Origin of the sequence: Streptomyces sp. NPDC088554 (assembly GCF_044752945.1) — a bacterium.
GTDB lineage: Bacteria > Actinomycetota > Actinomycetes > Streptomycetales > Streptomycetaceae > Streptomyces.
The window spans coordinates 18,297-44,352 of sequence record NZ_JBIVMF010000004.1 but is presented as its reverse complement, the minus strand read 5'-3'; the positions used below and the strand labels follow the sequence as shown (position 1 = coordinate 44,352).

The following is a 26,056-nucleotide window of genomic DNA, read 5'->3' as shown; positions in this document are numbered from 1 at the left end:
GGGTGCGCGGACACGCGGGGGAAGTTCGGGTGGGGGAGCGGGTCAGACGGTCATCCAGCCCAGGACGGGGGTGGACTGGAGGTAGACGAGCACCGCGAACACCGCGAGCATGCCCAGACTCCAGCCGAGGACCTTGCGGAAGATGACGCTCTCGCTGCCCGCCATGCCGATCGACGCGGCGGCGACGGCGAGGTTCTGCGGGGAGAGCATCTTGCCGAGGACGCCGCCGGTGGAGTTGGCGGCGGCGAGGAGGACCGGGTCGAGGCCGGTCCGGTGCGCGGCGGTCACCTGGAGCACGCCGAAGAGTGAGTTGGACGAGGTGTCGGAGCCGGTCACGGCGACGCCGAGCCACCCCACGACCGGGGAGAACAGCGCGAACGCCGTGCCGGTCCGGGCCAGCGCGGTGCCCAGGGTGACGGTCTGGCCGGACAGGTTCATGACCCAGGCCAGCGCGAGCACCGAGGTCACGGTGACGAAGGTCCAGCGCAGTTGGTGGAGCGTCGCGCCGTACGCCTTCGCCGCGCGGCCGGGGCCGATCCGGTAGAGCGCCGTGGTGAGCAGCCCCGCGACCAGCAGGATGGTGCCCGCAGCCTTGAGGTGCTCCAGCTTGAAGGTCATGGCTCCGGCGGGCTGCCCGGTGGCGGTCTCGACGTCCAGACCGGGCCAGGTGAACCGCACGAGGCCGTGCACCCCCAGCCACTCCTTGACCGGGCCGAACTGGGTGAGTGCGAAGAGGGCCACGATGATCAGGTACGGGGCGAAGGCCATCAGGGCACCGCCCGCGGCGGGCTCCTCCGGGAGCGGCTCCTCCCGTACGGATTCGTCCCCGCTGACGGGCTGCACGGGCTGGACGGGCTGGACGGGCTGCACGGATTGGACGGACTGCACGGGCTGCCAGACCCGGAGGAAGCCGAGCACGGCGGCCAGCGCGACCACGCCCGCGATGATGTCGGTCACCTCGACGCTGATGTAGTTCGCGGAGACGAACTGGGCGAGCCCGAAGGCCAGGCCCGCGACCACGGCGACCGGCCAGGACTCCCTGACGCCCCGCCGCCCGTCGAGCAGGAACACCAGGACCAGCGGGATGAGGACGGCGATCAGCGGGGTCTGCCGGCCGGCCATCGCGCCCAGCTCGTCGAGCGGCAGCCCGGTCACCCCGGCCAGGGTGGTCAGCGGTACCGCCATGCTGCCGAAGGCGACCGGCGCGGTGTTGGCCACCAGCGCCACGGTCGCCGCCTTGAGCGGGGCGATGCCCACGGCGACGAGCATGACCGCGGTGATGGCGACCGGGGCGCCGAAGCCCGCCAGCGCCTCGATCAGCGCGCCGAAACAGAAGGCGATCAGGATGCCCTGGACCCGCTGGTCGGTGGAGACGCTGCGGAACGACCGCCGCAGCACCGCGAACCAGCCGGTGATCTCGGTCAGCCGGTAGATCCACAGCGCGTTCACCAGGATCCAGAGGACCGGGAACAGCCCGTAGAAACCGCCCTCGGCGGCGCCGGACAGCGCCTGCGACACCGGCATGTCCCAGACGAGTACGGCGAGCGCGAGCGCGAGGGCCAGCGCGGCGACCGCGGCGATCTGCGCCCTGACCCGGAAGACACCGAGCAGTACGAACATGGTCAGCAGGGGTAAGGACGCGCAGAGCGCGGACCAGAGCAGCGATCCGGCCAGCGGGTCGAGAACCTGGCGGTACATGGAACCTCCCGGGGCGGCGACATGGGCGCGTGGAGCGAAAAGGTTCGTGTGCCGTGGAGCGAAAAGGTTCGTGTGTCGTGGAGCGCGGAGAGTGGAACGCGGGACACGGGACACGGGACACGGGAAACACTCGTCAACTTGTAAGGCAGGTACACACGCCAATCAAGGGCGTCTGCCTTCGCTGCGGGAGAGCCCGGCATCCGCCGAGGCCCGTGCCTTCTCCGTGATGAGCCCCAGAGTGGTGTCCGGTGAAGTGTGTTGTCGCATCGTCATCTGCCGCTGGACTGGTCGATGAACGAATCGATTGGACTCATGCCCTGAATCTGCCAAGTGGTGTTGAACAGAGGCATGCCGGGGCTACCGCTGCGAGTGTCTTCCCGTCTCTCAGGTCTGCTCGGCCTGCGCCGACCGGCTCGCGCTCACGCTCGAACCGCTCGATTCCGGGACGGCCCCCAACCCCCGCACGTCCGGGAGCGGACGTGCGGCGAGTGCGCCACCGTGCACGACCGTGACCACAACGCAAGCCGCGACGTCCTCTTCGAAGGACGCCGAATCGTCGACACTGGACGGGCGGAGACGCCGAACGCCTGTGGAGCGCCGGTACGACGGGCACATGTGCCCGCACAGCGCGTTGGAGCAGGAAGCCCCCGGAAGGGCCGGACGACCCGGGCCGGAACCCCCGGAATCAGGCCAAGGAACACGTCGAATTTCCCGGCGGGCGAGGTCCCCGAGGACGGCCCCGGCACTGGCAGCACCCTGACGACGGCGCCGGCTCCCTGCTGAGTGACCGTCAGGGCCGTACGGACGTGGCCATGACCGGCCAGGGCCGTACGGACGTGGCCATGACCGGCCAGGGCCGTACGGACGTGGCCATGACCGGCGAGGTCTCCCTCACCGGCCGGGTCCTGCCCATCGGCGGCCTTGAGCAGAAGCTGCCGGCCGCCCACCGCGCGGGCATCACGACCGTCGTGATCCCGAAGCGGAACGAGGCCGACCTCGACGACGTACCCGCCGAGATCCTCGGCGAGCTGGAGATCCATCCGGTCACGGATGTCCGTCGGGTCCTCGCCATCGCGCTCTCCCCGGCCCAGGTGCCGGTCACGGCGGCGGCGTGACGGCGGCCCCGGCCGGCTCTCAGCCGTCGGCCAGGGCGACCACCCGCTCCAGGGAGCCGTTGAACCGGTCGTGGTCGCCGACGATCGGACCCGTGGAGGTGTACGGCCAGATGGTCTGGACGTCCCAGCCCGCGGGCAGCTCGCCGACCGTGGTGTTGTAGCGGGCGATCCAGAGCGGATTGGTCGCCCCGAAGCCCGGGTAGTCGCCGGTGCACTCCTTCCACCAGCTGGTGGCGGTGTAGATGAGGGCCTCGCGGCCGGTGCGGGCGCGGTACGTGGTGAGGAAGTCGCGGATCCAGTCGACCATCTGGGTCCGCGACTTGCCGTAGCACCGTGCTCCGTACGGGTTCCACTCGATGTCCAGCACCCCCGGCAGCGTCCGCCCGTCCCGCGACCAGCCGCCCCCGCCGTCGACGAAGTAGTCGGCCTGGCGGGCGCCGCTGGAGTCGTCGGGGGTCGCGAAGTGGTAGGCGCCGCGGATCATGCCGACGCCGTGGGCGCCGTCGTACTGCTGCGTGTAATAGGGGTTCCGGTAGGAGGTCCCCTCCGTGGCCTTGTTGTACGAGAACCGCACGTCGCTGTCCCACAGCGCGGGCCAGTCGACGGCGCGCTGATGGCTGGAGACGTCCACCCCCTCGGTCTGGGCGGCGCGGTCGGAGGGCGGCCGGCCGCCCTGGCCGTCGTGTGCGACGACCCCCATGCCCATATGGGCCGAGCCCCGGGCGGGGATCTCGGGAGACGGGTCGGCCGGGGCGGTCGCCGCCGTACCGGGGAGGGTGAGCAGAAGGGCGAGAGCGGCGGCGAGCATGGACGTGCCTCCGTACCGAAAGTGAGGGATGTGTACGGTCATACCGGTCCAGTAGCCCCAAAGCGACCGGCCGTCCTGACGCTACGCACGCGGTACGGCGGGGCGGAAGGGTGCCACGCGCCGCCGACGGTACAAACCTGCGAAATACTGGCCCCACCACGGCGATGGCCCTGGGAAGCGGAATACTTTCGGGAGCGGGAAAGCGCACGATGGGTGCTGATGGGCGGACGGGCCGAGCCGGAACCGGAACCGGGACAGAGGGCGGCGACAGAGACGTCCACCAGGAATTCCTGGCGCTGGAACGGGAGCTGGCGGTCTTCCTGCGCCGGGCCCGCGCCAACTCCGGCGAGATGGCCAGGGAGGTCCACCCCGAGCTGGAGTCCGCCGCGTACGGACTGCTCGTACGGCTGGAGCAGACCGGCTCCGAGCGCGCCACCGGGCTGGCCGGCTACTTCGGGGTCGGCAAGGCGACGATGAGCCGTCAGCTGCGCGCCCTGGAGGATCTGGGCCTGGTCACCCGCGAGCCCGACCCGGCGGACGGCCGCGCCTCGCTCATCCGGATCACCGACGAGGGCCGGGCCCGCTTCCGGCGCGTCAGGGACGCGCGCCGTGAGGTGTACGTACAGAAGCTGGCCGACTGGGACCGGGCGGAGATCGCCGAACTGGCCCGGTTGCTCCACCAGTTGAACACCAGCGCGGAGAGCTGACCGGCCGGGCGGTCTCTCCCGGGTGCTCCACGGGCGGTCCCGGGCGGTCTCTCCCGGGTGCTCCACGGGCGGTCCCGGGGGTCCCTCCCCGGTGCTCCCGTCGGCGATCCCCGGGCGGTCCCGTCGGGTGCGGGACCGGCCGCCCCGGCGATCCCCCGGCGATCCCCCCGCGATCCCCCGGCGGTCCCGTCGCCGCGCGCGGGCTCACAGCTCCACGTACGTCACCGTCGCGTCGTCGCTCCGCTTCCCCCGGCGGGCGCCCGCACCCGGCGCGTCCGGGGGTGCCGACTCCGCCGCCCGGACCCGGTCGATCAGTTCCTGCGGGCCGTTCTTCCGTACCAGCGCCAGGCAGTCCGCCCAGCCGCCCTCCCGGAACATCTCCACCCAGCGGGTCGCGCCGTCGGTCAGGGCGAGCAGGGAGCGCACCTCCCCGGCCGGGACGCGGCCCGTGACCGCCCTCGCGGCGACGGCCGGATCCGCCGCCGCGGTGAAGAACCCGCCCTCCGTGTTGCGCAGGGCGTCGGTAGCGGTGAGTGAGCGCAGCACCTCGCGCGGGACGCGGTCGAGGCGGTCGTCGAGCACCGCCCGCACCTCCCCGTCCGCCGATTCCAGCAGCAGGGCGGAGTCCGATAGCACCAGATATTCGACCTCGGCGGCGCCCCAGCGCGCGAGGACGACCGTCGCCTGCGGGGTGCGCGGGTGAGAAAGGTCACAGGTTGCGCGGTGGGAGTCCGCCGTACGGCCGATCGCGGCGGCCAGGATCCGTGTCAGCGGCATATCCCTTCGAGAACCGGACAGATCGGCCAGCGCGCCGCCCAGTCCCGCCGTGAACCAGGGCACGTCGTGCACACAACCGTCGTCGCCCGCCGGAGGCGTCACCCCGTCCAGCACCACCAGCGCACCGCCCTCGCCCGCGGCGGGCAGGACCACGGCCGTCCAGTCCTCATTGGGGCGGAGCGCGTCACCGGGTGCGGTGGCCAGTTCGATACGCATGCGGTGCAGTCTGCACGATCCTCCCGATCACCCGCATGACTCCTTCACGGGGCCTGCACGGGGTGACGATCTGGCCGTAGGGCCGGTCCAACCGCCGGGTTTCGGTCAGATCGCGGTCCTGAGGGAGCGGCGGGGAGCCGCCGGACGGCACGATTCGGGGAGCCGTGACCGGCCGTTGGCGCGTCCGGAAAGCTGCGGGCGGGCATCCTGCCAAAGCCCGCGCCGTAGGTCCACCCGGCACGCCAGGTTCGAGCACGGCGTGTGGCGGGAAGAGTTGTTCGCCAACTCCTTCGTGATGTTCACTCGTTCAGGTGGCGGAGCGGCCGATGCGCGCCCCCTCCCAAGAAGCGCTGGAATGGTCGAAAACCGTGCCAGGGGTGGGGGTTCTCTCGCTGTGACCGGTCGTCACCTCTGCTTCATGGGTGGACGAGTCAAGAATGTGAGCACCGGTGCAGAAGAAGCGGCCTCGGGGCAAAGATGTCACGGATGTCACGCGCGGCGGAGCCCCGGGTGACAGCCGGACACCGAGTGGGCCCCAGGCTCCGGGTGACCTCAGCGGCACACCGGGTGCGACCCCGGCCCCGGCCATGGGAGCGAACGGTACGGGAACGGCGGCCCCCCGGGCCGGCGGCGCCCCGGCAGGCGGTCCCCCCGAGAAGGAGGGCCGCCGCAAGCGGGTGCGCAACCGGCTGGTCGTCGGTGTCGCCCTCATCGGCGTCACCGTCATAGCGGCGGGCGCCCCCGCGATCCTCAGCGCCTCGACCGAGCTGAAGGACGCCCAGAACCTGGCGACCCTCGCCGAGCTGGACCAGCAGGCCGTCGCGCTCTCCCACTCGCTGGCCGACGAGCGCGACGAGGTCCTCGTCCATATCGCCGCGGGCCGTGAGGACCAGACGGGCGGGAAGGGCCAGGGCGAGCACGGGATCACCGACACCCGCAGCGCCCGGGTCGACCGTCAGATCAAGGAGATCCGCGCCGACGGCTCCGCCTCCCCGGAGCTGCTGCGCGACCTCGCGACCGTTCCCTCCGTCCGCCGTACCGCCCTCACCGGCAAGGGTTCGGCGATGGAGGCGTACCGCGCGTACTCCCAGATCATCGCCAAGCTCCAGACGCTCGCCGACGAGCTGGCCGAGCGGACCCCCGCCGAGGCCGCCCGGGGCTCCCGGGGGCCCGCCGCCCTCGGCCGCGCCGTCGAGCAGGCGTCCGCCACCCGGGGACTGCTGCTCGCCGCCCTCGCCGTACCGGCCTCCGTCTCCGCCGGGCAGGTGTACGACCCGATCACCGGCGGCTACGTCGCCGCCCCGGTCAGCGCGGAGAGCGAGAAGAACGACCAGCTCCGCGACGAGCTGAGCGCCGACGCCCAGAAGTCCCGCGTCCGCGAACTCGCCGCACTGGCCGACTTCGACCAGACCGCGACCGGCGAGGCGCGCGAGTCCCTCACCGCCAGCGTCACCGGCCCCGAGGTCATGTCCGCCGAGACCTATCTGACCCGCCTCACCGACCGGCCCGAACTCTCCACCGAGGACCGCGCGGTCGACGCCGACAAGGTCGAGGCCGCGCTCTCCGCCCGCATCGACCAGATGCGCGGCGTCGAGTCGGGCCTCGGCTCCAGCCAGGTCGAGCGGCTGGAGACGATGCGCGACGACGAGGTCACCGCGTTCGAGCTGAGCCTCGCCCTCCTCGGCGGCTGCCTGATCGTCGCCGTGGGCATCTCCACCGCCGTCGCCCGTACGCTCACCCGCCCGCTCGCCGTCGTACGGATCGGCGCGGCCCGGCTCGCGGCGGCGCCCGCCACCGAGGAACCGATCCGCTTCACCGGCCGCAACGACGAGTTCGCCCAGGTCGTACGGTCCGTCAACGCCCTCCACGGCGAACTGCTCGGCCTCAGCTCCCGTACCCGGGAGCTGGACGGCGACCGCAGCGACCTGATCGGCGCGCGCCAGAAGTTCGACGTCCAGCGCGCCGAACTCCAGGAGCGCACGGCCGAACTGGCCGTCCAGCTCCAGCGGCTGCGCCACACCGTCCACCACACCTTCGTGAACCTGTCGCTGCGCACCCTCGGCCTCGTGGAGCGCCAGCTCGGCGTGATCGAGGGCCTGGAGGAGCGCGAACGCGACCCGGAGCAGCTCGCCACCCTCTTCAAGCTCGACCACATGGCCACGGTCATGCGCCGCCACAGTGAGAACCTGCTGGTCCTCGCCGGTCACGACCACGGCCACGGCGCCTCGGGCCCCGTCCCGCTGGTGGACGTGGCCCGCGCGGCCGTCAGCGAGATCGAGCGGTACGAACGGGTGACGATCCAGTCGCTGCCCCCGCACATCCAGGTGGCGGGCTTCGCGGCCGACGACCTGAGCCACCTCGTCGCCGAACTGCTGGAGAACGCCACCTCGTTCTCGCCCCCGGAGGCCGATGTCCAGTTCTCCGGCTGGCTGCTGGAGACCGGCGAGGTGATGCTCTCCGTACAGGACGAGGGCATCGGCATGTCCGCCGACCGGCTCGCCGAGCTGAACGCGAGGCTCGCCGACCCGGACAGCCCGCAGGAGTACGAGACACCGCGCCGGCGGACCGCCACCGGCATCGAGAGCGAGGGGCTCGGTCTGCGGGTCGCCGGGCTGCTCGCGGCGCGCCATGGCGTACGCGTGGAGCTGCGGGAGCACCAGCAGGGGGGCGTGGCGGCGGTCGTCATCCTGCCGAAGGCGCTGCTTCCGGCGGTCCCGAGGCCCCCCGTACCGTCCGTGACCCGTCCGGCGGCGGCTGTACCGGCGGAGGCCGTACCGGCGGCGGACGACTCCCCGGCGCTCGCGTCGCGGCAGGAGGTCGACCCGCTGGTCGTGGCGGCGGAGGCGGCGATCCGCAAGGCGGAGGCGGCGGAAGCGGCGGCCGCGGCGAAGTCGGTGCCCGCGCCCGGCCGTTACGACATCGGCCCGGAGACGCACGAGCGCGCCGCCGAGGACGAACCGAGGACGGCCGGAACCGACCAGGACACCTTCCTCATGCGGCTGCCCAAGCAGCCCGAGGCCCCGGTCGAGACCGCCGAGGACCGGCCACGTGTGACCGACAAGGGGTTGCCCAAGCGCACCCCCAAGATCGTCAAGCCCGCCGAGGCGCCCACCGGGCGCACCGGCAGCGTCGACGCGGAGGAGCTGCGGCGCAGGCTGGGCGGCTTCCACCAGGGAGCGAAGGACGGCCGGCGCGATGTCGAGGCCGAGCTGACCGGAGAGACCGGGGCGACCGGAGAGACCGGGGCGACCGGAGAGACCGGGGCAACCGGGGCGACCGGGGAAGAAAAGCAGGACCAGCAGGACCAGCAGGGCCGGACGGACTCCACGGGGCGGCAGGCGCCCCCCGGCCGGACAGAGCTGGGCACCGAAGACACGGGGGGAACAGTCGAGGAGGCACGCAGTTGACCGCGACCGGCACATTCGGACTGAGCAGCGAAGCCCGTAACCTGCACTGGCTCTTGACCAACCTCGTCGAGGAGGTGCCAGGAGCCCACGCGGTCGCCGTCGTATCGTCCGACGGACTGCTCCTGCTCTCCTCCGACCCGGGGCAGCACGCCAAGGCGGCGGAGAACGCAGGGACCCGCAGAGAGGGCCCCCGGGGCTCCAGCGCGGATCTGGCCACCATCGTCTCGGGTATCGGCAGCCTCGCCGTGGGAGCGGCGAAGCTGATGGACGGCGGCTCGGTCAAACAGACCATGGTCGCCATGGAGGAAGGCAGCGTCTTCGTCATGTCGATCAGCGACGGCTCGCTCCTGGGGGTCCACGCGACGCCCGACTGCGACATGAGCGTCGTCGCGTACCACATGGCGTTCTTCGTCGGCAGGGCCGGACACGTGCTCACCCCGGAGCTGCGTGACGAATTGCGTACGTCGATGGAGGCCAGTTGATGACCTCCGCCGCCGAACCCGTCGGCAAACTGCCCGTACGCGGCGCGGACCGCAGACCGGCCCGGGTCCGCCCGTACTCGCTCACCGGAGGACGTACCCGCTTCGGCCACGTCCTGCTGGTCGAGACGTTCGTCGCCGCGCTCGAACCGGGCGACGAGCGCAAGGAGCTGACGGACGGCGGCGGGGCGTCCCGCGTCATGCCGGAGATGCGGGCCATCGTCGAGCTGTGCCGGCGGATGCGCACCGTCGCCGAGGTCTCGGCGCTGCTCAAGATGCCCCTGGGGGTGGTGCGGGTGCTCCTCAGCGACCTCGCCGACCAGGGCAGGATCCGTGTGTACGAGACCGGCCACGCCAGTGGCAGGCCGGACAACGCGCTGCTCGAAAGGGTGCTGAGTGGACTCCGTCGTCTCTGACGTCACCATGGCGGCCGGGACCGCTACGGCCGCACGGACCGCCGAGCCCGAAGAGGTGGTCCAGGACTGGCAGTTGGACCGTACGAGGGCGCCGATCGCCACCAAGATAGTGGTGGCGGGCGGCTTCGGCGTCGGCAAGACGACCTTTGTCTCGGCGGTCTCGGAGATCCCGCCGCTCCAGACCGAGGCGACGATGACCGAGGCGAGCGCCGACACCGACGACCTCAGTTCGACGCCCGACAAGGTCACCACGACCGTGGCGATGGACTACGGCCGGATCACGCTCGACAACGACCTCGTGCTGTACATCTTCGGCACACCGGGTCAGCAGCGCTTCTGGTTCATGTGGGACGACCTGGTGCGTGGCGCGATCGGGGCGGTCGTCCTGGCCGACACACGGCGGCTGCCGGACTGCTTCCCGGCGGTCGACTACTTCGAGAGCTGCGGCCTGCCGTACGTCGTGGCGGTCAACCAGTTCGAGGGGACCCCCGAGTTCCAGCCGGACGACGTACGGGACGCCTTGACGATTCCGCGGAGCATCCCTGTACTGATCATGGACGCACGCAAGAAGAACACGGCTGTCGAGTCGTTGCTCGCGCTGGTGCGGCACGCGCTCGCAGTCTCTCCCGAGTAACTGCCGTGCACGGCCCCGGGCGCGCCCGAGGCCGTGCACGGACCCAAGGGAGCTTTGCTCGCCCATGCGGAAGATACTCATCGTCGGAGCCGGTCAGTCCGGCCTCCAGCTCGCCCTCGGCCTCCAGTCGCGGGGGTACGAGATCACCCTGATGTCCAACCGCACGGCGGACGAGATCAGGACAGGTCGAGTGATGTCCACGCAGCTCATGTTCCACACCGCGCTCCAGCACGAACGCGATCTGCGCCTGGACTTCTGGGAGACGCAGGCCACGCGCGTCACCGGCATCGGCGTCTCGGTCGCCGCCCCCGACGCCTCGCGCGCCGTCAACTGGCTGGGCACGCTCGACAGTTACGCGCAATCCGTCGACCAGCGCGTCAAGATGGCCGGCTGGATGGAGACCTTCGCCCAGCGCGGCGGCCAACTGGTCATCCACGGAGCGGCCGTCTCCGACCTGGACTACTTCTCCCGTACGTACGACCTGGTCCTGATCGCGGCCGGCAAGGGCGAGCTGGTCTCGATGTTCGGCCGCGACGCGGCCCGCTCGGCGTTCGACGCCCCGCAGCGCGCCCTCTCCGTCAGCTACGTCCACGGGCTGGACCCGCGCCCCGAGCACCCCGACACCGAAGCGCTCCGCTGCAATCTGGTGCCGGGCGTCGGTGAACTCTTCCTGATGCCGACCCTCACCACCTCCGGCCGCGCCGACATCATCTTCTGGGAGGGCATACCGGGCGGCCCGCTCGACGCCTTCCAGGGCATCAAGGACCCCGCCGAGCACCTGGCGGTGGCGCTGGACCTGATGAAGCGCTTCGTCCCCTGGGAGTACGAGCGCGCCACCAAGGCCGAGCTGACGGACGCGAACGGCACCCTGGCCGGACGGTACGCGCCGACCGTACGCCACCCCGTGGGCCGGCTGCCCGGCGGCGGCATGGTCCTCGGGGTCGGCGACGTGGTCGTCACCAACGACCCGATCACCGGCCAGGGCTCCAACTCGGCCGCCAAGTGCGCCGCCCTGTATCTGGACGCCATCGTGGACCACGGCGATGGGCAGTTCGACGAGGCGTGGATGCGCGCCACCTTCGAACGCTTCTGGGCGAGCACGGCCCAGCACGTCACCAAGTGGTCGAGCGCCATGCTGGGCGCCCCGCCCGAGAACGTACTCGACCTGATCGGCGCGGGCGAACTGCCCCGCGTGGCCGACCGGTTCGCGAACAGCTTCGACGACCCGGCGGACCTGGAGAACTTCTTCTACGAGGCGGAGAAGACGGACGCGTTCCTGGCGGAGGCGCGCGCGGCGGTCTGACGTCCCGGCGCGGTCCGACGGCCCGGCTTTACCGCGGAGCCCCGCTTACCGCCGCGTCCTTGACCGCCGTGTCCTTTACCGCCGCGTCCCGCCGTACCCCAGATCCGAGCCGTCCGTCGCGCCCTTGGGCAGCGCGGGCGGCTCGTACGCGCCGGGGGCGAGCGCGGCGGCGCGCGGATCCGGACGTACGGCGCCGAGCGGCGGGTTCGCGGCGAGCGGCGAGACCTTGACGCGCGCCCCGGGGCGCGGGGCCTGGATGACCCGGCCCTCGCCCAGGTAGATCGCGACATGCGTGGCCTTCGGGAAGTAGACGACCAGATCGCCGGGGCGCAGCTCGCGCAGGGAGACCCGGGGGAGTTCGTTCCACTGCTCCTGGCTGGTACGGGGGATGGTGACCCCGGCCCGCGCCCAGGCCCGCGAGGTCAGCCCGGAACAGTCGAACGCCCCGGGCCCCTCGGCGCCCCACTCGTAGGGCTTGCCGATCTGCTCGGCGGCGTACTCCAGCGCGGCGGAACCGGCGGGGGAGGGGGCCTTGAGGATGCTGGTGGCGGGTTCGCCCAAGGCCCCGGAGGCGACCAACCGTTCCTGGGCCTTGTCCGCATGCGCCTGTTCCAGAGCGGTCAGCGCGGCGATCTGATCGCTGCTGAGCGAGGCGAGCAGCTTCTCGACCTCCTGGAGCCCGGCCGTGACCGTATCGCGCTGCTCCTTCCGCCGCGCGGCCAGCGCCTCCTGCTCCGCCAGGGCGTCATGGGAGGCGGTGGCCAGCGCGGCGGCCCGCTTCTCGCCCCCCGCCAGCTTCCGCATCGTGTCCAGCCGGGCACGGGCGGCGCGCTCCAGCAGATACCCCTCGTCCAGGGCGCGCCGGGGGTCGGGGGCGAGGAGCAGCCGCAGATAGCCGGACAGCTCCGACTCCCCCCGGTACTGCTCCCGCGCCAACTGCCCGGCCGCCCCACGGCTGAGGCTCAGGGCGTTACGGGCGCGCGCGAGATCGGCGGTCAGCCGCTTGGTCTCGGCGAGCCGCCGCTGGAGACTCACCTCGGTGGCGTTGTACGCCTCGGTGGCCTCCTCGGTCTCCCGGTAGAGCCGCTGGAGCCGGGTGAGCAGCGCGGAGACGCTGGTGTCCGCGGGGCCACTCGCCGACGTGTTGTCGGACGTGGGCACAGGCGTCGGCTCCGCTACGGGTACGGGCTCCGCTGCGGGTACGGGTACGGGTACGGGCTCCGCCGTGGTTACGGGTACGGGCTCCGCCGTGGCGTACGGGGCGAACGGCACGCCCGCGAGGACGGTCACGGCGGCCAGCGCCGCCGCCGTACAGCTGGATCGCAGCACTCTGCCTGGCACGACATCACCTCCGGTGGCGAACTGGAGCGAACTGAGGAGTCCAGCCCTACGGGATGATGGGGCGCCAAAGGCCCCCGACTCGTCCGACTAACGCACTAATGGCCGGAGTGGCGCAACGACATCACTCCTTCGGGCGAGCAGGTTTCGACCAGGGCCACCGCAGCGGCTCGCGCACATGCCCCTCGGGCGCGTACTCGTACTTCCAGCCACGCTGGATCCCGAGCCGCTTGCTGTACCCGGCGGGTACGCGCCGGTACGCGAACACGGTGGGTGGCCCACCCTTCGCATCCGGCACCGGCACCTTGTACCACTTCGGCGGATGCCCGGTGGCGCCGGTCAGGACGGGCAGGACGCGACCGTCGAGCGGCCCGCCGACAAAGGGGGTGTCTTCGCTTCTCATGGGTCCAGTCTCGCCCGCGGGACAGGGGGCGGGTCGGAGCGGGGCCGCAGGGGCGGGCCGGTGACGTCGATGCTGGTCAGGTCGCTGCCGCGTCCGTAGCCCCGGAACCTCCTGGACCAAGGATTGAGGTGATCTGCCTCTATCATTCGCGGATCACCACAGGCAAGGCTTTGGACGGCGGCTGCCGGATCGGGCAGCCCCGGACATGAGAGGTGCATGGTGAAGGTTCTGAGCGCAAAGGCCCTGGCGGCCGCTGTCCTCGCAGGCGGCGCCCTGCTCGCGACGGGCGGCACCTCGTTCGCCGCAGGCACTGTGCCGGCGGGTGGGTCCGTGACGGGCACCGCCACGGACAGTCAGCGCGGGGCTGCGCGGGCGAACGCCCAGAGCGCCGCGGCGAACCAGTGCGCGGCGAACAACGGCGTCACCGGCACGTGGAGCGACACGCAGAATTCCAACGGGTCGTGGAGGTCCGTCTACAGGGGCACCTGCCTCGGCGCCCCCCAGGGCGGCTGACCTACCGCGCGCCCTCGGGGGCGGCCCACCGGACACCGGCGGGCCGCCCCCGTCGTCGTCTGTTCCGACCCGAGGGTGCCGACTTACGCGGTGAAACGGTCGAACTCTCCGGCTTTGACGCCGAGGATGAAGGTGTGGAGTTTGGCGGGGGTGGTGGTGACGATCACCTTCGGGTCGTCGCTCTCGACGAGCTTGATGCTGCCGTCGTCGGCAGCGGCGAGGTGGACACAGCCGTTCCCCTCACCGCTGTATGAGGACTTCTGCCAGTGGAGGGCGGACATATACCTTTCCTTCCTTACAAATCTGCTGCGACGCGGCGGATCAGATCCCGGGATTTCCCTGGTTTGAGGGTACAGCGCTCGATGTAGTCCAGGATTGTTCGGTACTTCACCAACTTTGGTTGGGCGTCAAGGAATGTGAGGCCGTGATCTGTGTCGAGCTGGACTGTGTCCAGGGCCGGAACTGCGCCAGCCATGTAGTAGATGCCGGTTCCGGCGCTGGGGAAGGTGCCAGCACCGAAGGGGATGACCAAGATCGCGACGTGCTCCAACTCGCTCACTTCGAGCAAGTGCTTGAGCTGTGTGCGGGTCACCTCGGGGCCGCCGAACCCCATGTGCAAGGCGGCTTCGTGGAGGATTGCCGTCAGTGGCTTCGGATTCTCTCCGTACACCGCCACCTGCCGCTTGATCCGGAATGAGACCCGGTGTTCCACCTCGTGAGGTGCGAACGATGGCACAACATCGCTAATGACGGCGTGGGCATACGCTCTGGTCTGAAGCAGTCCTGGCATGTGACCCAAAGTTGAGGTTCGCATCGACGAGGTGTGGTGTTCGAGCTCGGCAACGTCGATGGCGTCGGGCGGAAGCAGGCTGCGGTATTCGTCCCACCACCCGCGCGTCCTGCCGCCAGTCATCTCGGTGAGTGCGTCGATGTACGCCTCATTGGTACAGCTGTAGCTCCGGGCCATCGCCCGGACCCGGTCCGCGCCCACCGCGTAAGTGCCTGCTTCGATGCTGCTGACGCGTGGTTGGGAAGTGCCGTGGAGGGCGCCCGCCTGAGTCGCGGACAAGTCCACCGACTCGCGGAGTCTGCGCAGTTCAGCGCCGAGGCGCCGTTGCCGAACCGTTGGCGGGACGCTCTTTCGTGGCATGGGTTCCCTTTCTCGTTCGGGTGTATCGCGTCGAGATGACGGCATGCATCCTATCCTTCGGGGGTACGGTGTGAAGCACGCCACAGACCAAGTGGCCCCGCCGTAAGGCGTCTTCGCTCCGCCGTGCCCTGCCGCGTCCTGGCCGGGCGGACGGGTGTGTCTACCGAAGGGGATCGTGATGACCGTATCGCCGCAGGACTCTGCCCTGAACTCGTTCGATTACGAGAGGGAGTTGTACGAACTCGTGCACGACACCGCGCCCCGTCTCTTCGCCGTCGTCGTGGAGTACCGCGACGGGGAAGGGGCGTTGGGCCAGGACGCCGCTGTCGTCGCCTGGGGGCTGGCGCACGAGGGTGGCCCGGCCGAGGTCACGCGGGTGGGTACCGGCGGCCGGTTGCGGCTGGCGGCGCCGGAGAACGTAACGCGGTACTTCGGGCGGGAGGACGGCCAGTCGTCCCGAGTGGTCTGGCTGGAGCCGGAGTTGACCACCCCGGCGGCCTGAGTATGTATGAAGGGGGCCGGACCCGGTCCGGCCCCCGCGGTACATCTTCGTCCTTGCGCGCGCGAAATGAGAGGCTCGTTCTATGGCTAAGAAGTGTCCTGGAAACGTGAGCTTTGCCGCGGTGCTGTCGTCCTTGGAGCCGGCGGAACCTGTCGAGGGTCCTTTTGTCCTGTCGCCTGCGGGCGCGGGGGAGCTTGTCGACGCTGACGGATGCCGATGGACTGTCCGCAGGGGTCCCTTGGACGTGCGACTGGCGAAGCGGCTTGTCCGCGCTGCCGATGTGATGATCATCGGCGAGGGTGCCAGCGACCGTCTGTGGTGCGTGCCCGCAGAGGAGAGGGATGCTGCGTGGGCCGGTATCAAGGACCGTATCGACAGCGACGACCTGCCGAGTTATCGGCCGTACCAATTCAATTCCGCGGACGGTCGCGATCTTCTCTATATCGAGCAGTCGTGCTGATCCTGACAGTCTCCTCGTAAAATCTTTTGATCAGGGGGAATTGGGATGAAATTCCTCAATCAGTCAGCGCCAGGTGCCACCCCGGCAGGAGAGGGCGGCTCCCCCGTCCCGTACATGCAGGACATCGTTTTCCTCGTCCCATGCCATCCATAGGACTTCGTCGTGTGGATCCCCGCGCAGCACCTGCTTCCACAGCGGTTCGGCAGGTGCTCCAAGTGTGTCGAGGGCGATGGACCGCACGCCCTCCAGTGACAGTGCCGCAGGCCCCAAGGGGCGGTAGGGCTCTGTCTCCGACTCGGCGTACGCGCCGGCGAACGTCAGCTCCATGTGCAGGGTCTTGCCCGTGGGCAGCACGGACATCCGGAACCCTGCGGACTCGATGTCGATCTCGCCGATGCCCGGAACGCGCCAGCCCGAGATCTCCCGCCCGGACGGGTCGGGCTCCTCTTTCAGGATGGGTGTGCAGCCACTCCACATGGAACAGCCTTTCGTTTTGCGACACTCGGGGGTGTGAGGCGGGGCGAAGCCCGTCCCACACCCCCGAGTTTCATGTCAGCTCACGGGGAGCGGTCGGCCACTTCGGGAACGCCAGGCACGGTAGATGTGCCGGAGGCCGGGCCGGTAGGCCCGTTTTCCGTACCTCTTGCCGCCCCGGTAGTACTGCACGTGAGGGAAGTCCATGGATACGAGCTCATCGCTCGGCAAAGAACAACTTCATGGCGCTGCCAATCTTGACCAAGGAGGAGCCCTCGTGTCGTAGGGCCGATACACGCAACTTCTGTCCAGGCCGCAGAACGAGCAGCATGAGGGGAGACTTGACGTCTGTGGTGAAACGCCCACTCCGCGCCGTGATGACCTGCGACAGGTCCTCGATCTCGATGAGATCCACCTTGCTGCCGACCAGAACCGTTACAGCGCGCGTAGATTCGTATCCCTCCTCCTCCGCGTCGTTGCGCCCCGTGTAGATGAGGGTCACTGCGGCGGTGGATGAGTAGAGCAAGCCCAAGATTGTTTTCAATCCAGACATCGGCGGCGACAGGCCCTTCGGCGAGGGAAATGGGCAGAGAGTTCCGGGTTCCTGACGTGGGCTGAAGCATGCCTACTTGCAAGGCGTCCAGCGCGATATCCGCCATGGCTCGTCTCATTGTGCGACCTGTTCCTCAACTTGTTCTTTCGCATACTTCCATATATGTGCGCCGCCGTAAGATGAACCGACCGGGCATGCCGACGAACCATCACTCACGCCCTGAACCGCTCAGGCCAGCAGCCCCGAGGACCTCCAGAGGCGACGCCCCGGGCCCTGGAGGATGCCGATGTCGTCCAGGAAGTCGGTCAGGCGTGTGGCGCCGGACTGCAGGACCTCTCGGCGGTGGCCGCTTGCCCTGACCTGGGTCACGGCTTCGCGGCGGTTCAGGCCGACGTTCTCGTACACCTGTGGGTTGATGAGGCAGCTGGAGAAGATCCGGGCGGACTCGCCGGAGTTGAGGCGGGTGAGTTCGCGTTCCCAGCGGGGGGCGGTCGCCATCTGGCGGCGGAGTTCCTCGCGGGCGTAGCGGACGTGGCGGGCCTCTTCGATGACGTGGATGCGGGTCACCCCGCGCACCAGGGGCTGGACGCGCTCGTCCGGGAAGGTCAGGCGCTGCATCCAGTCGAGTATCTCCTCGCCGAGGAGGGTGACGGCGAAGGAGCCCGGGGTGGTGGAGATGGTCTTCAGGACGCGGGCGAGGTTGTGGTGGAGCCCGGGCACCGGGTACGCCGGGGTGCCCAGGCTCTGGATCATCCGCGCGAACATCATCGAGTGCCGGCACTCGTCGGCGATCTCGGTGAGCGCGTAACGGACGTGATTGCTGGTCACGGGCTTGTCGTAGATATGCCGGGCCAGCAGCTGCATCAGGATGATCTCCAGCCAGATGCCGAGCGAGGCGATCGACGCGGCCTCGTGCCTGGACAGGTCCATCCGCTGGTCCTCGGACATCGTCCGCCAGAGCGGGGTGTCGTAGAGGGAGACCAGTTCCGGCGGCCAGAACCACTTGTCGTCCTCGGCCGGGGCCGCCCAGTCGAGTTCGGTGTCGGGGTCGAAGGAGTGCTCGGCGGAGGATTCGAGCAGGCGTGCGGCCACCTGTTCGCGGTCCTTGAGCGGGCCGAGGGCGTCATGGAGCATCTGTACGTCGCGTTCGGTCACTGGCGTCATGGCTGCGCGCACCTCACGGCTGGTCGCTGTGCCGGCTATCGCCCTGGCTGCCGGCGGTCATCCCTTGTTTCTTATGAGACTGCCAGTCAGTAAGGACGTCAATCCCCGTGGCTGTTCCGGACCTTGGGCCGGCCACCCAGCGTTTCCGTGAACGCCAGCACCCTCGCCGCCACCTCCTCCGGTTCCTCCAGCAGCATCGCGTGCGTCGCGTCCAGGTCCTCGACGGTGAGCGGTGCGGTGGTGGGCCGGGTCTGTGCGATCCGGGCCAGGTCGCGGTCGAGCCCCTTCGCGTACGCGCCGAACAGCTCGTCCAGCCATGCGAGGCCCGGCATCGGGGGCTGCGCCCGGCGGCCCCGTACACAGAGCGCGGGGCAGGGCATGGCCCGCAGCAGTGCCATCAGGTCGAGGGCGTCCAGCGCGTCGTACATCTCCAGCGCGCTCGCACGCTCGGGCAGCAACTGAAATCTTCCGTCGGGGAGTTCGCGCACCGAGGCGCGGGTGGTGGCCTCGGCGCGTTCGGGCGGGATGCCGAAAAGGGCCGCGTACGCGACCTGTTGTTCCACGTACTCGGCGGGCGCGATTCCGCTGACCGCCGCGCGCGTCATCCCGCCGATCCGGGCGAGGCCCTGCTCGACGACCGCCGGGTCGAGGTCCGGGTACTGCACGGGCCGGCCCCACCAGAAGCCGTCGAGGTTGATGGCGCCCGGGGTCACCGGGGCGTGTCCGGCCGCGTACCGCAGCGCGATCATCCCGCCCAGGGAGTGCCCGACCGGTACGGCGTCGGGGATTCCGTACGACCGCAGGACATCCGCGAGCACCTCTGTCATCGCGTCGAACGACCAGGGCCCGACCAGGGGTGGGGAGCGGCCGTGGCCCGGCAGATCGACGGCGAGCACCTGGTGGCGCGGTACGAGCAGCGGCGCGACCGCGTCCCAGTCGGCGAGCGAGCGCCCGGCGCCGTGCAGGAGGACGAGCGGCGGACCGTCGCCACCGTGGTCACGGACATGGGTGTGGACGGGAGTGTGGGCATGGGTGTGGGCTGAAGGGTGGGGTCGGGGAGGCATGCGAGTACGGTACGACCTGCCTCGGGCCGTTGAAATCGTCCGGCAGAAGGAGGTAATCGGCCCCGCTGTGGCTTCATCATGGATATACGACCAAATCATGCCTCGCCCCGCTGTCCCGCACGGCACCATGGCGCGTATGACCGCTCAACGCACAGGCACAGACCACGAAGCCGCGCGCCGCAGTCTGGAGGGGCTCGCCCTGGGCGATGCCTTCGGCGAACGCTGGTTTCCTCTCTTCCGTGACCGCAGGCGCGCGCTCGCCGAGATCAGGGCGCGGGTCACCCCACAGGAGCTGGAGTGGTACTGGACGGATGACACCGCCATGGCCCTCGCGATCCAACGGGTCCTCGACGAGTGCGGCACCATCGACCAGGACCGGCTGGCCGCGATCTTCGCCCTCACCTACGAGACCGATCCGGGCCGGGGCTACGGCCAGGGCATGCATATGCTCCTACCCGCGCTGCTGACCGAGCCCGAGAGCTGGCGCACCCTCGCCCCGCAACTGTTCGAGGGCGGCAGCCTCGGCAACGGCGCGGCGGTGCGGGTGGCCCCGCTCGGCGCCCGGTTCGCCGATGACCTCGACCACGCGGCCGAACAGGCCACGCTCTCCGCCGAGGTGACCCACGCCCACCCCCAGGGCATAGCGGGCGCGGTGGCCGTCGCGGTGGCCGCCGGGCTCTCCGTACGGGCCGAACTGACCGTCGAGGCGGTGGCCGAGGCCACCCCGGAGGGCACGGTGCGCGAGGGCCTGGCGCGGGCGGCGGAGCTGCCCTTCGCCACCGAGCCCTGGAAGGCGGCCGACCTGCTGGGCAACGGGCAGCGGATCCGCGCCGACGACACCGTGCCGTTCGCCGTCTGGACCGCCGCCCGCCACCGGGACGATCTGGCCGCCGCGCTCTGGTCCACGGCGGAGGGCTTCGGCGACGTCGACACCACCTGCGCGATCACGGCGGGCATCGTCGCGGCCCGCACGGGTACGGGGGCGGTCCCGGCGGCCTGGCGGGAACGGCGCGAGCCGCTGTCGTAGCGCTACCGCTTTCGTAGCCCTGCCGAGCCGCTGTCGTAGCACCACCGAGCCGCTGTCGTCCTACCGAGAGATGTTCGGGCCCGATGGGTGTCGCACCATGAGGACATCGATCGGGTCCTCGTCCTCCGCCGCGAACCCGTGCCGCTCGTACATGTGCCATCAGGTGTTCCGGCCTGGATAGGCGGACACCGAGGGCAGCCCTCAGTCCCGCAGCGCCTCCTCCATCACCGCCCGCGCGATCGGCGCCGCGTCGCCCCCGCCGCTGATGTCCGCGCGGTCCGCCGCCGCGTCCTCCACGACCACCGCCACCGCGACCGCCGGGCGGCCCGAGGTGCCGGACTGCGCCCAGGAGATGAACCAGGCGTACGGCGTACCGGAGTTGCCCACCCCGTGCTGCGCCGTTCCGGTCTTGCCGCCGACCGTCGCGCCGTCGATGGCCGCGTTCGTGCCCGTACCGTCCTCGACGACCTCGATCATCAGCTCCCGGAGCCGCTGCGCCGTCAGCGGGTTCATCGCGCGCCGGTAGGTGCGCTGGCCGTCGCGGGAGACGGTGGTGCCGTCCGAGGCCAGGGTCCGGTCCACCAGATAGGGGCGTTTGAGGTCGCCGCCGTTGGCGACGGCGGACGCGACCATCGCCATCTGGAGCGGGGTCGCCCGGGTGTCGAACTGGCCGATGGCGGAGAGCGCGAGCTGATCGTCGCTCATCTCGGTGTCGAAGTGGGAGGCGGCCACACCCGAGGGGATGCGGATCCCGTCGTCGTTGAAGCCGAACCTCTCCGCCGATTCCCGCATCCTGGTGAGCCCGGTCTCCACCCCGAGCCCGGCCATGACCGTATTGCACGACCAGCGGATCGCGTACGCCAGCGACGCCCGGTCGCAGCCCTCCGCCTCGTTGGGGAGCGTGGTCGAGGTCCCCGGCAGGACGTACGGGTCGGGGATGCCGGTCGGTTCGTCGATATCGGTGACCACCCCGGCGTCCAGTGCCGCCGCCGCTGTCACGATCTTGAAGGCGGAGCCCGGCGGATAGGTCTGCCGGATCGCCCGGTTGAGCATCGGCTGCGCGTCGTCGCCGGTCAGCCGGGTCCAGGCGTCGATGGTCCGGGTGCCCGTACCGGAGAGCAGTCCGGGATCGTACGACGGGCTGCTGACCAGCGCCAGGATCCGGCCGCTGAACGGCTCGATCGCGGCGACCGCGCCCCGCCGTCCGGCGAGTCCTTCGTAGGCGGCGCGCTGCATCGGGGCGCTGATGGTGGTGGCGACCTTGCCGCCGGGGCGGCGGCCACGGGTGATGTCGTGCCAGAAGGGGAACGGGGCGAGCATCGGGTCCGTACCGGAGAGGATGGGGTCCTCGGCGTTCTCCAGCAGGGTCGTGCCGTACGTCTGGGAGGCGTAGCCGGTGACGGGCGCGTACAGCGGTCCCTGGGTGTACGTGCGCTCGTAACGCAACTGCTGACGCGAGTCCCGGGAGCCGGTGACGGACTCGCCGTCGACCAGGATGGCGCCGCGCGGCTGCGAGTAACGGGCGACGGCGTCGCGGCGGTTGGCCGGGTTGTTGTCGAGCGAGTCCGCGTCGAGGACCTGGATCCTGGCCGCGTTGACCAGCAGCGCGGCCAGCAGGACCAGGAAGAAGGCGGCGGTCCACCGGATGTGGCGGGTCACCGGGCCACCTCCCCGGGGTGCGGCCGGCGCGCGGAGTCGCTCAGCCGTACGAGCAGCGCGACCATGACCCAGTTGGTGACCACGGACGAGCCGCCCTGGGCCAGGAAGGGCATCGCCATCCCGGTCAGCGGGATCAGCCCCATCACCCCGCCCGCGATGACGAAGACCTGGAGGCCCAGGATCGAGGCGAACCCTACGGCGAGCAGTCGGCCGAACGGGTCGCGCAGCACCAGCCCGGTGCCCAGCCCCCGGGCCACCAGCAGCGCGTACAGCAGGAGGACGGCGGTCAGCCCGACCAGGCCCAGCTCCTCGCCCGCCGTGGCCAGGATGAAGTCGGACTTGGCGGCGAAACCGATGAGGACCGAGTGGCCGAGCCCCAGCCCCGTGCCGAGCAGCCCGCCCGCCGCGAACGCGAACAGCGACTGGGCGAGCTGGCCGGGCCCGCGCCCCGCTTCGATGGAGGCGAACGGGGACAGCCAGTCCTCCACCCGGCCGTGCACATGCGGCTCCAGCGAGCCGACGGCGAACGCGCCGACCGCCGCGAGCAGCAGCCCGACGGCGATCCAGCCGGTGCGCCCGGTCGCCACGTACAGCATGATCACGAAGAGGCCGAAGAAGAGCAGCGAGGTGCCCAGATCGCGCTCCAGGACCAGGACGGCGACGCTGAGCAGCCAGATCGCCACCAGGGGACCGAGCACCCGGCCGGTGGGGAGCTGGATCCGCCAGAACCGGCGGCCGGTGAAGGCGAGGGCGTGGCGGTTGGCGGCGAGATACGCGGCGAAGAAGACGGCGAGCAGGATCTTGGCGAACTCGCCCGGCTGGATGGAGAATCCGCCGGCCCTGATCCAGATCTTCGCGCCGTTCACGGCGGGGAAGAAGATCGGCACGATCATCAGCGCCAGCGCGGTGGCGACCGAGAGATAGGCGTACCGCGCCAGGACCCGGTGGTCGCGCAGGAGGACGACGACGGCGATGAACAGGGCGCCCCCCAGCGTCGACCACACCAGCTGGGCGGGCGCGGCCGGTTGGTGCGGGGTCTCCAGGTCGAGCCGGTAGATCAGCACCAGCCCGAGGCCGTTGAGGAGCACCGCGATGGGCAGCGGCAGCGGATCCGCGTACGGGGCGCACAGCCGGACGGCGAGATGCGCGAGCAGGGCGAGCGCGCCGAGCCCGCCGCCGTAACGGGCCACGTCGGGCGGCACGGCGCCGTTCCTGCCGAGCCCGACGGCGACATAGCCGAGGACGCAGACGAGAACGGCGCAGAAGAGGAGCGAGAGTTCGACGCCCCGGCGCTTGGGGACGCGCGGTCCGGGGGGCCCGGGGAGCCCAGGGGGACCTGGCGGGGACGCGTCCGCTGTCGGTGCGGTCATGCGCGGCAACTTAGCAAGGCGGCATGCCTTATATCCGCTTATGGCGTACGTGGGGCATGCCGCCGGGGGTGCCGGGGCGCGCGGCCCCGGCTCACTGCGTCACCTGTGCGTCACCATGCGCTCAGTGCGTCACATGTGCCGGGTGGTGCGTACGGGTGCCGGTCAGCACTCGTGCGGCTCCTCGCCGAGGTCCCGGATGTAGCGGGCCGTGGCCCAGGCCCAGCTGCCGTCCGCGAGCAGGTACCACTGGCTGGTGTTGTCCACGGGGTCGCTGGACACCCGGCAGAAGATGCGCACGATCGTTCCGTATTCGAGCGAGCCGACGATCCGTGCGCTGCGGTACGGCTTGTCGTGGAGGTTCAGCCCGGTCTTGGCGATGACCTCGCCGCGGTACCGGCCCACGCTGTGGTGGGAGGTGTCGTCCGGCGCCGGCGCCTGGTCGGCGACCGTCGGCGTCGGGTCGGCGGCCTTCGGCGCGGCGGTGGCGGGCGCGACGACGGCGGTCGCGAGGGTGGCTGCGGTGACGGCGGAGACGACGAGGGCGGCGGCGGTACGGCCGAGGGAACGCACGGGCATGTGACTCTCCTGCTTCGAGTGCTGTGGTGGGCGTTCTGACGTAGTGCGGGTGCGAAGCCGGTCATTTCCGGCATGTGGCTCGCGGTTTTCACGCTAGATCCGTCCCGCGGGGTTCGCTACTCAGGGTCCGCGTGTTTCACCCTGCGTGTCGCCCGGCCCGCGTGTCCTCTCCGGTCCGCGCGCCGTCTCAGCCCGCGTCGTCGTCGTGCGGTGCGGACCGTACGTACGCGGGGAGCGTCAGCCGCGCCAGCGCCCCGCCGTCCGGCGCGTTGTGGCAGAACAGCTCCGCCCCGATCGCGGTGGCCTGGCCCACGGCGATGGTCAGCCCCAGCCCGTGGCCCTTCCCGCTCCCCTCCGTGCGGAACCGCTGCGGCCCGTGCTCCAGCAGATACGCCGGATAGCCGACGCCGTGGTCCCGTACGGTCACGGTCGGCCCGTCCACCGTCACCACCACCGGGGGCTGTCCGTGCCGGTGTGCGTTGGCGAGGAGGTTGCCGAGCACCCGTTCCAGCCGCCGCCGGTCGGTCTCCACCCGGGCGTCCCGGACGATCCGCACCTCCGTCCGGGACGCCCGGTCGGCGCCCGAGGCCCGTACCACCCCCTCGACGAGCGGAGCGAGCGTGTGGACGGCGAGGTCCACCCGTTCCGTACGGGCGTCCAGCCGGGAGATCTCCAGCAGGTCCTCGGTCAGGGTCCGCATCGTCCGTACCCGCTCGCGCACCATCTCGGTCGGCCGGCCCTCGGGCAGCAGCTCGGCGGCGGCGGAGAGGCCGGTCAGCGGGGTGCGCAGCTCGTGGGCCACATCGGCGGTGAAGCGCTGCTCGCTCAGCAGCTTGTCCTGGAGCGTCGAGGCCATCGCGTCCAGCGCGCCCGAGACGATGGCCACCTCGTCCTGCGGCCGCGAACGCCCCTTCGTGTGCGGGTCGTTGACGCGGGCGTCGAGATCGCCCGCGCTGATCCGCCCCGCGACCCGCGCCGTCAGATGCAGCCGCCGGGTGACCCGGGTGACCGCGAAGGCGCCGACGAGGAGGGTGGCGCCGATGGCGAGCGCGGAGGAGGCCAGGATCGAACGGTCGAGGTGGGTGATGGTGCTCCGGCTGAGGCTGTAGTCGACCTGGGCCACGAGCGTGTGGCCGTCGGCGGGGCCCGCCGCCCACATGATGGGCAGGCCGTTCCGGTCCCCGACCATGGTGCCGCGCCGCCCGCTCGTGGCGAGCGCCCGCAGCGGCTCGGGCAGGCCCGGCGTGTCCACCCCGGCGAACCGGGGCAGCGGCTGCCCCGCCTCGTACGCCTGTACGGCCTCGGACAGTCGGGAGAGGGCCTTCTCGCGTACGGAGTGGACGGTCTGCCGGGTCACCGATACGTGGACGAGCGCGCCGAGCAGCGCGGCGAGCGCGCAGCACATCACCGTGATGAAGACGGCGGCCTTCCAGGTGAGCGTGGCGGTCCAGGCGGGCGGCCGGGGGCTCATGGCAGGAGGCCCGTCGGCGCCGGCCAGGGGGTGCGGGTGGTGTCGGGGGCGATCTCGCCGCGGGTGGGGACCATGGTCCCCCGGCGGCGGTCCCAGGACCAGGTCGTGCGGTACTCGTACCCGGGGATGCCCGCCGAGGCCACGCGCAGGATCAGCCCCCGGCCCGCCAGCTCGGCGCCGATGACCCGGTCGGAGGTGGACATGATCCGGGTCAGCCCGCCCTTCTCGGCGGTGTAGCAGCGGACGGCGAGCCGCTGGTACGGCAGCCGGACGGCCACGATCAGCTCGTCGCGCCCGTCCCCGGTCAGGTCGTGGTGGTACGCGCGGAGGACCGGGCAGTCCGAGGGGGCGGCCGGGACCGTGGGTCCGGTGGGTCCGGCGGGTCCGACGGGCGTTCCGTCGCAGCTCGCGAGGCGGGCGGCGGTCTGCCGGGGGAGCCCGTCGATGCCCGACGCGTCCTCCGGGGAGGCGGCGGTCTCGGCGCGGACGACGGCGACGGGGTCCAGGGTGCCGATACGGCCGGGGGCGACCTCGACGCCGGGGACACGCTCGCGGCTGCTCGCGTCGAGGCCGAGGGGCGGCGAGGAGATCGCGGGCAGGTCGGGCCACAGCTCCACGGGCCCGATGGCCGTGGGGGTGGGGCCCGCGCTGCTGAGTCCGCCCTCGCCGCCGCACGCGGACAGGGCGAGGGCCAGCGTGGCGACGGTGGCCGGTACTGCGGCGGCGATGCGGCGACGAGACGACAAGGTGCTCCTGGGACGATCGGCCGTTC

General features: G+C 71.0%; 26 protein-coding genes and 1 pseudogene. 11 read left to right on the top strand and 16 right to left on the bottom strand.

Annotated features, from left to right (window positions below):
• Positions 1-42: 42 nt before the first annotated feature.
• Entirely contained in the window at positions 43-1,698 is a 1,656-nt protein-coding gene (locus tag ACIP8W_RS05825; protein WP_402202093.1) for an L-lactate permease, read from the bottom strand.
• A gap of 705 nt (positions 1,699-2,403) precedes the next feature.
• Here ACIP8W_RS05825 and ACIP8W_RS05820 point away from each other — a divergent pair.
• A pseudogene (locus ACIP8W_RS05820) lies at positions 2,404-2,813 on the top strand (S16 family serine protease); the annotation flags it as partial.
• A 19-nt stretch (positions 2,814-2,832) separates the two neighbouring features.
• Here the strand turns inward: ACIP8W_RS05820 and ACIP8W_RS05815 are convergent.
• Positions 2,833-3,621: a lysozyme gene (locus tag ACIP8W_RS05815; RefSeq protein ID WP_402202091.1), complete on the bottom strand. Its 789-nt coding sequence runs from the start codon at positions 3,619-3,621 to the stop codon at positions 2,833-2,835.
• 209 nt (positions 3,622-3,830) lie between these two features.
• Between ACIP8W_RS05815 and ACIP8W_RS05810 the strand changes: the two genes are divergently transcribed.
• Positions 3,831-4,328 carry a MarR family winged helix-turn-helix transcriptional regulator gene (locus tag ACIP8W_RS05810; RefSeq protein ID WP_401946699.1) on the top strand — a complete coding sequence of 166 codons (498 nt, stop codon included), beginning with the start codon at positions 3,831-3,833 and terminating at the stop codon, positions 4,326-4,328.
• Positions 4,329-4,532: 204 nt separating this feature from the next.
• Here ACIP8W_RS05810 and ACIP8W_RS05805 read toward each other — a convergent pair whose 3' ends face one another.
• Positions 4,533-5,321, bottom strand: a complete 789-nt coding sequence (locus tag ACIP8W_RS05805; protein ID WP_401946697.1) for a protein phosphatase 2C domain-containing protein — start codon at positions 5,319-5,321, stop codon at positions 4,533-4,535.
• Between the two features lie 587 nt (positions 5,322-5,908).
• Here ACIP8W_RS05805 and ACIP8W_RS05800 point away from each other — a divergent pair.
• The 5 genes from ACIP8W_RS05800 to ACIP8W_RS05780 all read left to right on the top strand — a co-directional run bounded on the left by ACIP8W_RS05800 (position 5,909) and on the right by ACIP8W_RS05780 (position 11,560).
• A complete protein-coding gene (locus tag ACIP8W_RS05800; protein WP_402202089.1) occupies positions 5,909-8,728 on the top strand; it encodes a nitrate- and nitrite sensing domain-containing protein in 2,820 nt (939 codons plus the stop codon).
• The gene (locus ACIP8W_RS05795) at positions 8,725-9,210 is read left to right on the top strand and encodes a roadblock/LC7 domain-containing protein (protein WP_401946691.1); all 486 of its coding nucleotides are present in this window, start codon (positions 8,725-8,727) and stop codon (positions 9,208-9,210) included. Before ACIP8W_RS05800 ends, ACIP8W_RS05795 begins: the two co-directional genes overlap by 4 nt.
• On the top strand, positions 9,210-9,623 hold the full coding sequence (locus ACIP8W_RS05790; RefSeq protein WP_401946688.1) for a DUF742 domain-containing protein: 414 nt from the start codon (positions 9,210-9,212) through the stop codon (positions 9,621-9,623). The genes ACIP8W_RS05795 and ACIP8W_RS05790 overlap by 1 nt, the downstream gene beginning before the upstream one ends.
• Positions 9,604-10,257: a GTP-binding protein gene (locus tag ACIP8W_RS05785; protein WP_401946686.1), complete on the top strand. Its 654-nt coding sequence runs from the start codon at positions 9,604-9,606 to the stop codon at positions 10,255-10,257. The genes ACIP8W_RS05790 and ACIP8W_RS05785 overlap by 20 nt, the downstream gene beginning before the upstream one ends.
• Positions 10,258-10,321: 64 nt before the next feature.
• The gene (locus ACIP8W_RS05780; protein ID WP_401946683.1) at positions 10,322-11,560 is read left to right on the top strand and encodes a styrene monooxygenase/indole monooxygenase family protein; all 1,239 of its coding nucleotides are present in this window, start codon (positions 10,322-10,324) and stop codon (positions 11,558-11,560) included.
• 75 nt (positions 11,561-11,635) lie between these two features.
• Here the strand turns inward: ACIP8W_RS05780 and ACIP8W_RS05775 are convergent, their stop codons facing one another.
• Both ACIP8W_RS05775 and ACIP8W_RS05770 read right to left on the bottom strand, forming a co-directional pair.
• Entirely contained in the window at positions 11,636-12,901 is a 1,266-nt protein-coding gene (locus ACIP8W_RS05775; protein ID WP_402202086.1) for an NlpC/P60 family protein, read from the bottom strand.
• A 121-nt stretch (positions 12,902-13,022) separates the two neighbouring features.
• Positions 13,023-13,301 carry a hypothetical protein gene (locus ACIP8W_RS05770; protein ID WP_401946678.1) on the bottom strand — a complete coding sequence of 93 codons (279 nt, stop codon included), beginning with the start codon at positions 13,299-13,301 and terminating at the stop codon, positions 13,023-13,025.
• Positions 13,302-13,517: 216 nt separating this feature from the next.
• Here ACIP8W_RS05770 and ACIP8W_RS05765 point away from each other — a divergent pair, with 216 nt between their 5' ends.
• Positions 13,518-13,814: a hypothetical protein gene (locus ACIP8W_RS05765; protein ID WP_401946675.1), complete on the top strand. Its 297-nt coding sequence runs from the start codon at positions 13,518-13,520 to the stop codon at positions 13,812-13,814.
• Between the two features lie 83 nt (positions 13,815-13,897).
• On the opposite strand, the gene ACIP8W_RS05760 is transcribed toward ACIP8W_RS05765, so the two are convergent.
• Both ACIP8W_RS05760 and ACIP8W_RS05755 read right to left on the bottom strand, forming a co-directional pair.
• Positions 13,898-14,095: a DUF397 domain-containing protein gene (locus tag ACIP8W_RS05760; RefSeq protein ID WP_402202083.1), complete on the bottom strand. Its 198-nt coding sequence runs from the start codon at positions 14,093-14,095 to the stop codon at positions 13,898-13,900.
• Positions 14,096-14,109: 14 nt separating this feature from the next.
• Complete coding sequence (locus ACIP8W_RS05755; protein WP_402202082.1) at positions 14,110-14,964, bottom strand: helix-turn-helix domain-containing protein; 855 nt, start codon at positions 14,962-14,964, stop codon at positions 14,110-14,112.
• A gap of 178 nt (positions 14,965-15,142) precedes the next feature.
• Here ACIP8W_RS05755 and ACIP8W_RS05750 point away from each other — a divergent pair, with 178 nt between their 5' ends.
• Entirely contained in the window at positions 15,143-15,466 is a 324-nt protein-coding gene (locus ACIP8W_RS05750; RefSeq protein ID WP_402202080.1) for a hypothetical protein, read from the top strand.
• Between the two features lie 244 nt (positions 15,467-15,710).
• Positions 15,711-15,926 (top strand): hypothetical protein, encoded by a 216-nt coding sequence (locus ACIP8W_RS05745; protein WP_402202078.1) that lies wholly within the window; start codon positions 15,711-15,713, stop codon positions 15,924-15,926.
• Positions 15,927-15,989: 63 nt separating this feature from the next.
• Here the strand turns inward: ACIP8W_RS05745 and ACIP8W_RS05740 are convergent, their stop codons facing one another.
• The 4 genes from ACIP8W_RS05740 to ACIP8W_RS05725 all read right to left on the bottom strand — a co-directional run bounded on the left by ACIP8W_RS05740 (position 15,990) and on the right by ACIP8W_RS05725 (position 19,181).
• Positions 15,990-16,403 (bottom strand): hypothetical protein, encoded by a 414-nt coding sequence (locus ACIP8W_RS05740; protein WP_402202076.1) that lies wholly within the window; start codon positions 16,401-16,403, stop codon positions 15,990-15,992.
• Between the two features lie 214 nt (positions 16,404-16,617).
• Complete coding sequence (locus ACIP8W_RS05735; protein WP_402202074.1) at positions 16,618-16,926, bottom strand: hypothetical protein; 309 nt, start codon at positions 16,924-16,926, stop codon at positions 16,618-16,620.
• Positions 16,927-17,181: 255 nt separating this feature from the next.
• Positions 17,182-18,117, bottom strand: a complete 936-nt coding sequence (locus ACIP8W_RS05730; RefSeq protein WP_402148654.1) for a diiron oxygenase — start codon at positions 18,115-18,117, stop codon at positions 17,182-17,184.
• A gap of 98 nt (positions 18,118-18,215) precedes the next feature.
• Positions 18,216-19,181: an alpha/beta fold hydrolase gene (locus ACIP8W_RS05725; protein ID WP_402202072.1), complete on the bottom strand. Its 966-nt coding sequence runs from the start codon at positions 19,179-19,181 to the stop codon at positions 18,216-18,218.
• Positions 19,182-19,308: 127 nt separating this feature from the next.
• Between ACIP8W_RS05725 and ACIP8W_RS05720 the strand changes: the two genes are divergently transcribed.
• Positions 19,309-20,208, top strand: coding sequence for an ADP-ribosylglycohydrolase family protein (locus ACIP8W_RS05720; RefSeq protein ID WP_401947411.1), 900 nt, complete (start codon positions 19,309-19,311; stop codon positions 20,206-20,208).
• Positions 20,209-20,409: 201 nt separating this feature from the next.
• Here the strand turns inward: ACIP8W_RS05720 and ACIP8W_RS05715 are convergent, their stop codons facing one another.
• The 5 genes from ACIP8W_RS05715 to ACIP8W_RS05695 form a co-directional block, all read right to left on the bottom strand.
• Entirely contained in the window at positions 20,410-21,867 is a 1,458-nt protein-coding gene (locus ACIP8W_RS05715; RefSeq protein ID WP_401946660.1) for a penicillin-binding transpeptidase domain-containing protein, read from the bottom strand.
• Positions 21,864-23,237: an FtsW/RodA/SpoVE family cell cycle protein gene (locus ACIP8W_RS05710; RefSeq protein ID WP_401946657.1), complete on the bottom strand. Its 1,374-nt coding sequence runs from the start codon at positions 23,235-23,237 to the stop codon at positions 21,864-21,866. Before ACIP8W_RS05710 ends, ACIP8W_RS05715 begins: the two co-directional genes overlap by 4 nt.
• A 162-nt stretch (positions 23,238-23,399) precedes the next feature.
• The gene (locus ACIP8W_RS05705) at positions 23,400-23,813 is read right to left on the bottom strand and encodes an SH3 domain-containing protein (protein WP_401946655.1); all 414 of its coding nucleotides are present in this window, start codon (positions 23,811-23,813) and stop codon (positions 23,400-23,402) included.
• A 187-nt stretch (positions 23,814-24,000) separates the two neighbouring features.
• A complete protein-coding gene (locus ACIP8W_RS05700; protein ID WP_402202069.1) occupies positions 24,001-25,284 on the bottom strand; it encodes an ATP-binding protein in 1,284 nt (427 codons plus the stop codon).
• The gene (locus ACIP8W_RS05695; RefSeq protein ID WP_402202067.1) at positions 25,281-26,030 is read right to left on the bottom strand and encodes a hypothetical protein; all 750 of its coding nucleotides are present in this window, start codon (positions 26,028-26,030) and stop codon (positions 25,281-25,283) included. The genes ACIP8W_RS05700 and ACIP8W_RS05695 overlap by 4 nt, the downstream gene beginning before the upstream one ends.
• Positions 26,031-26,056 lie beyond the last annotated feature (26 nt).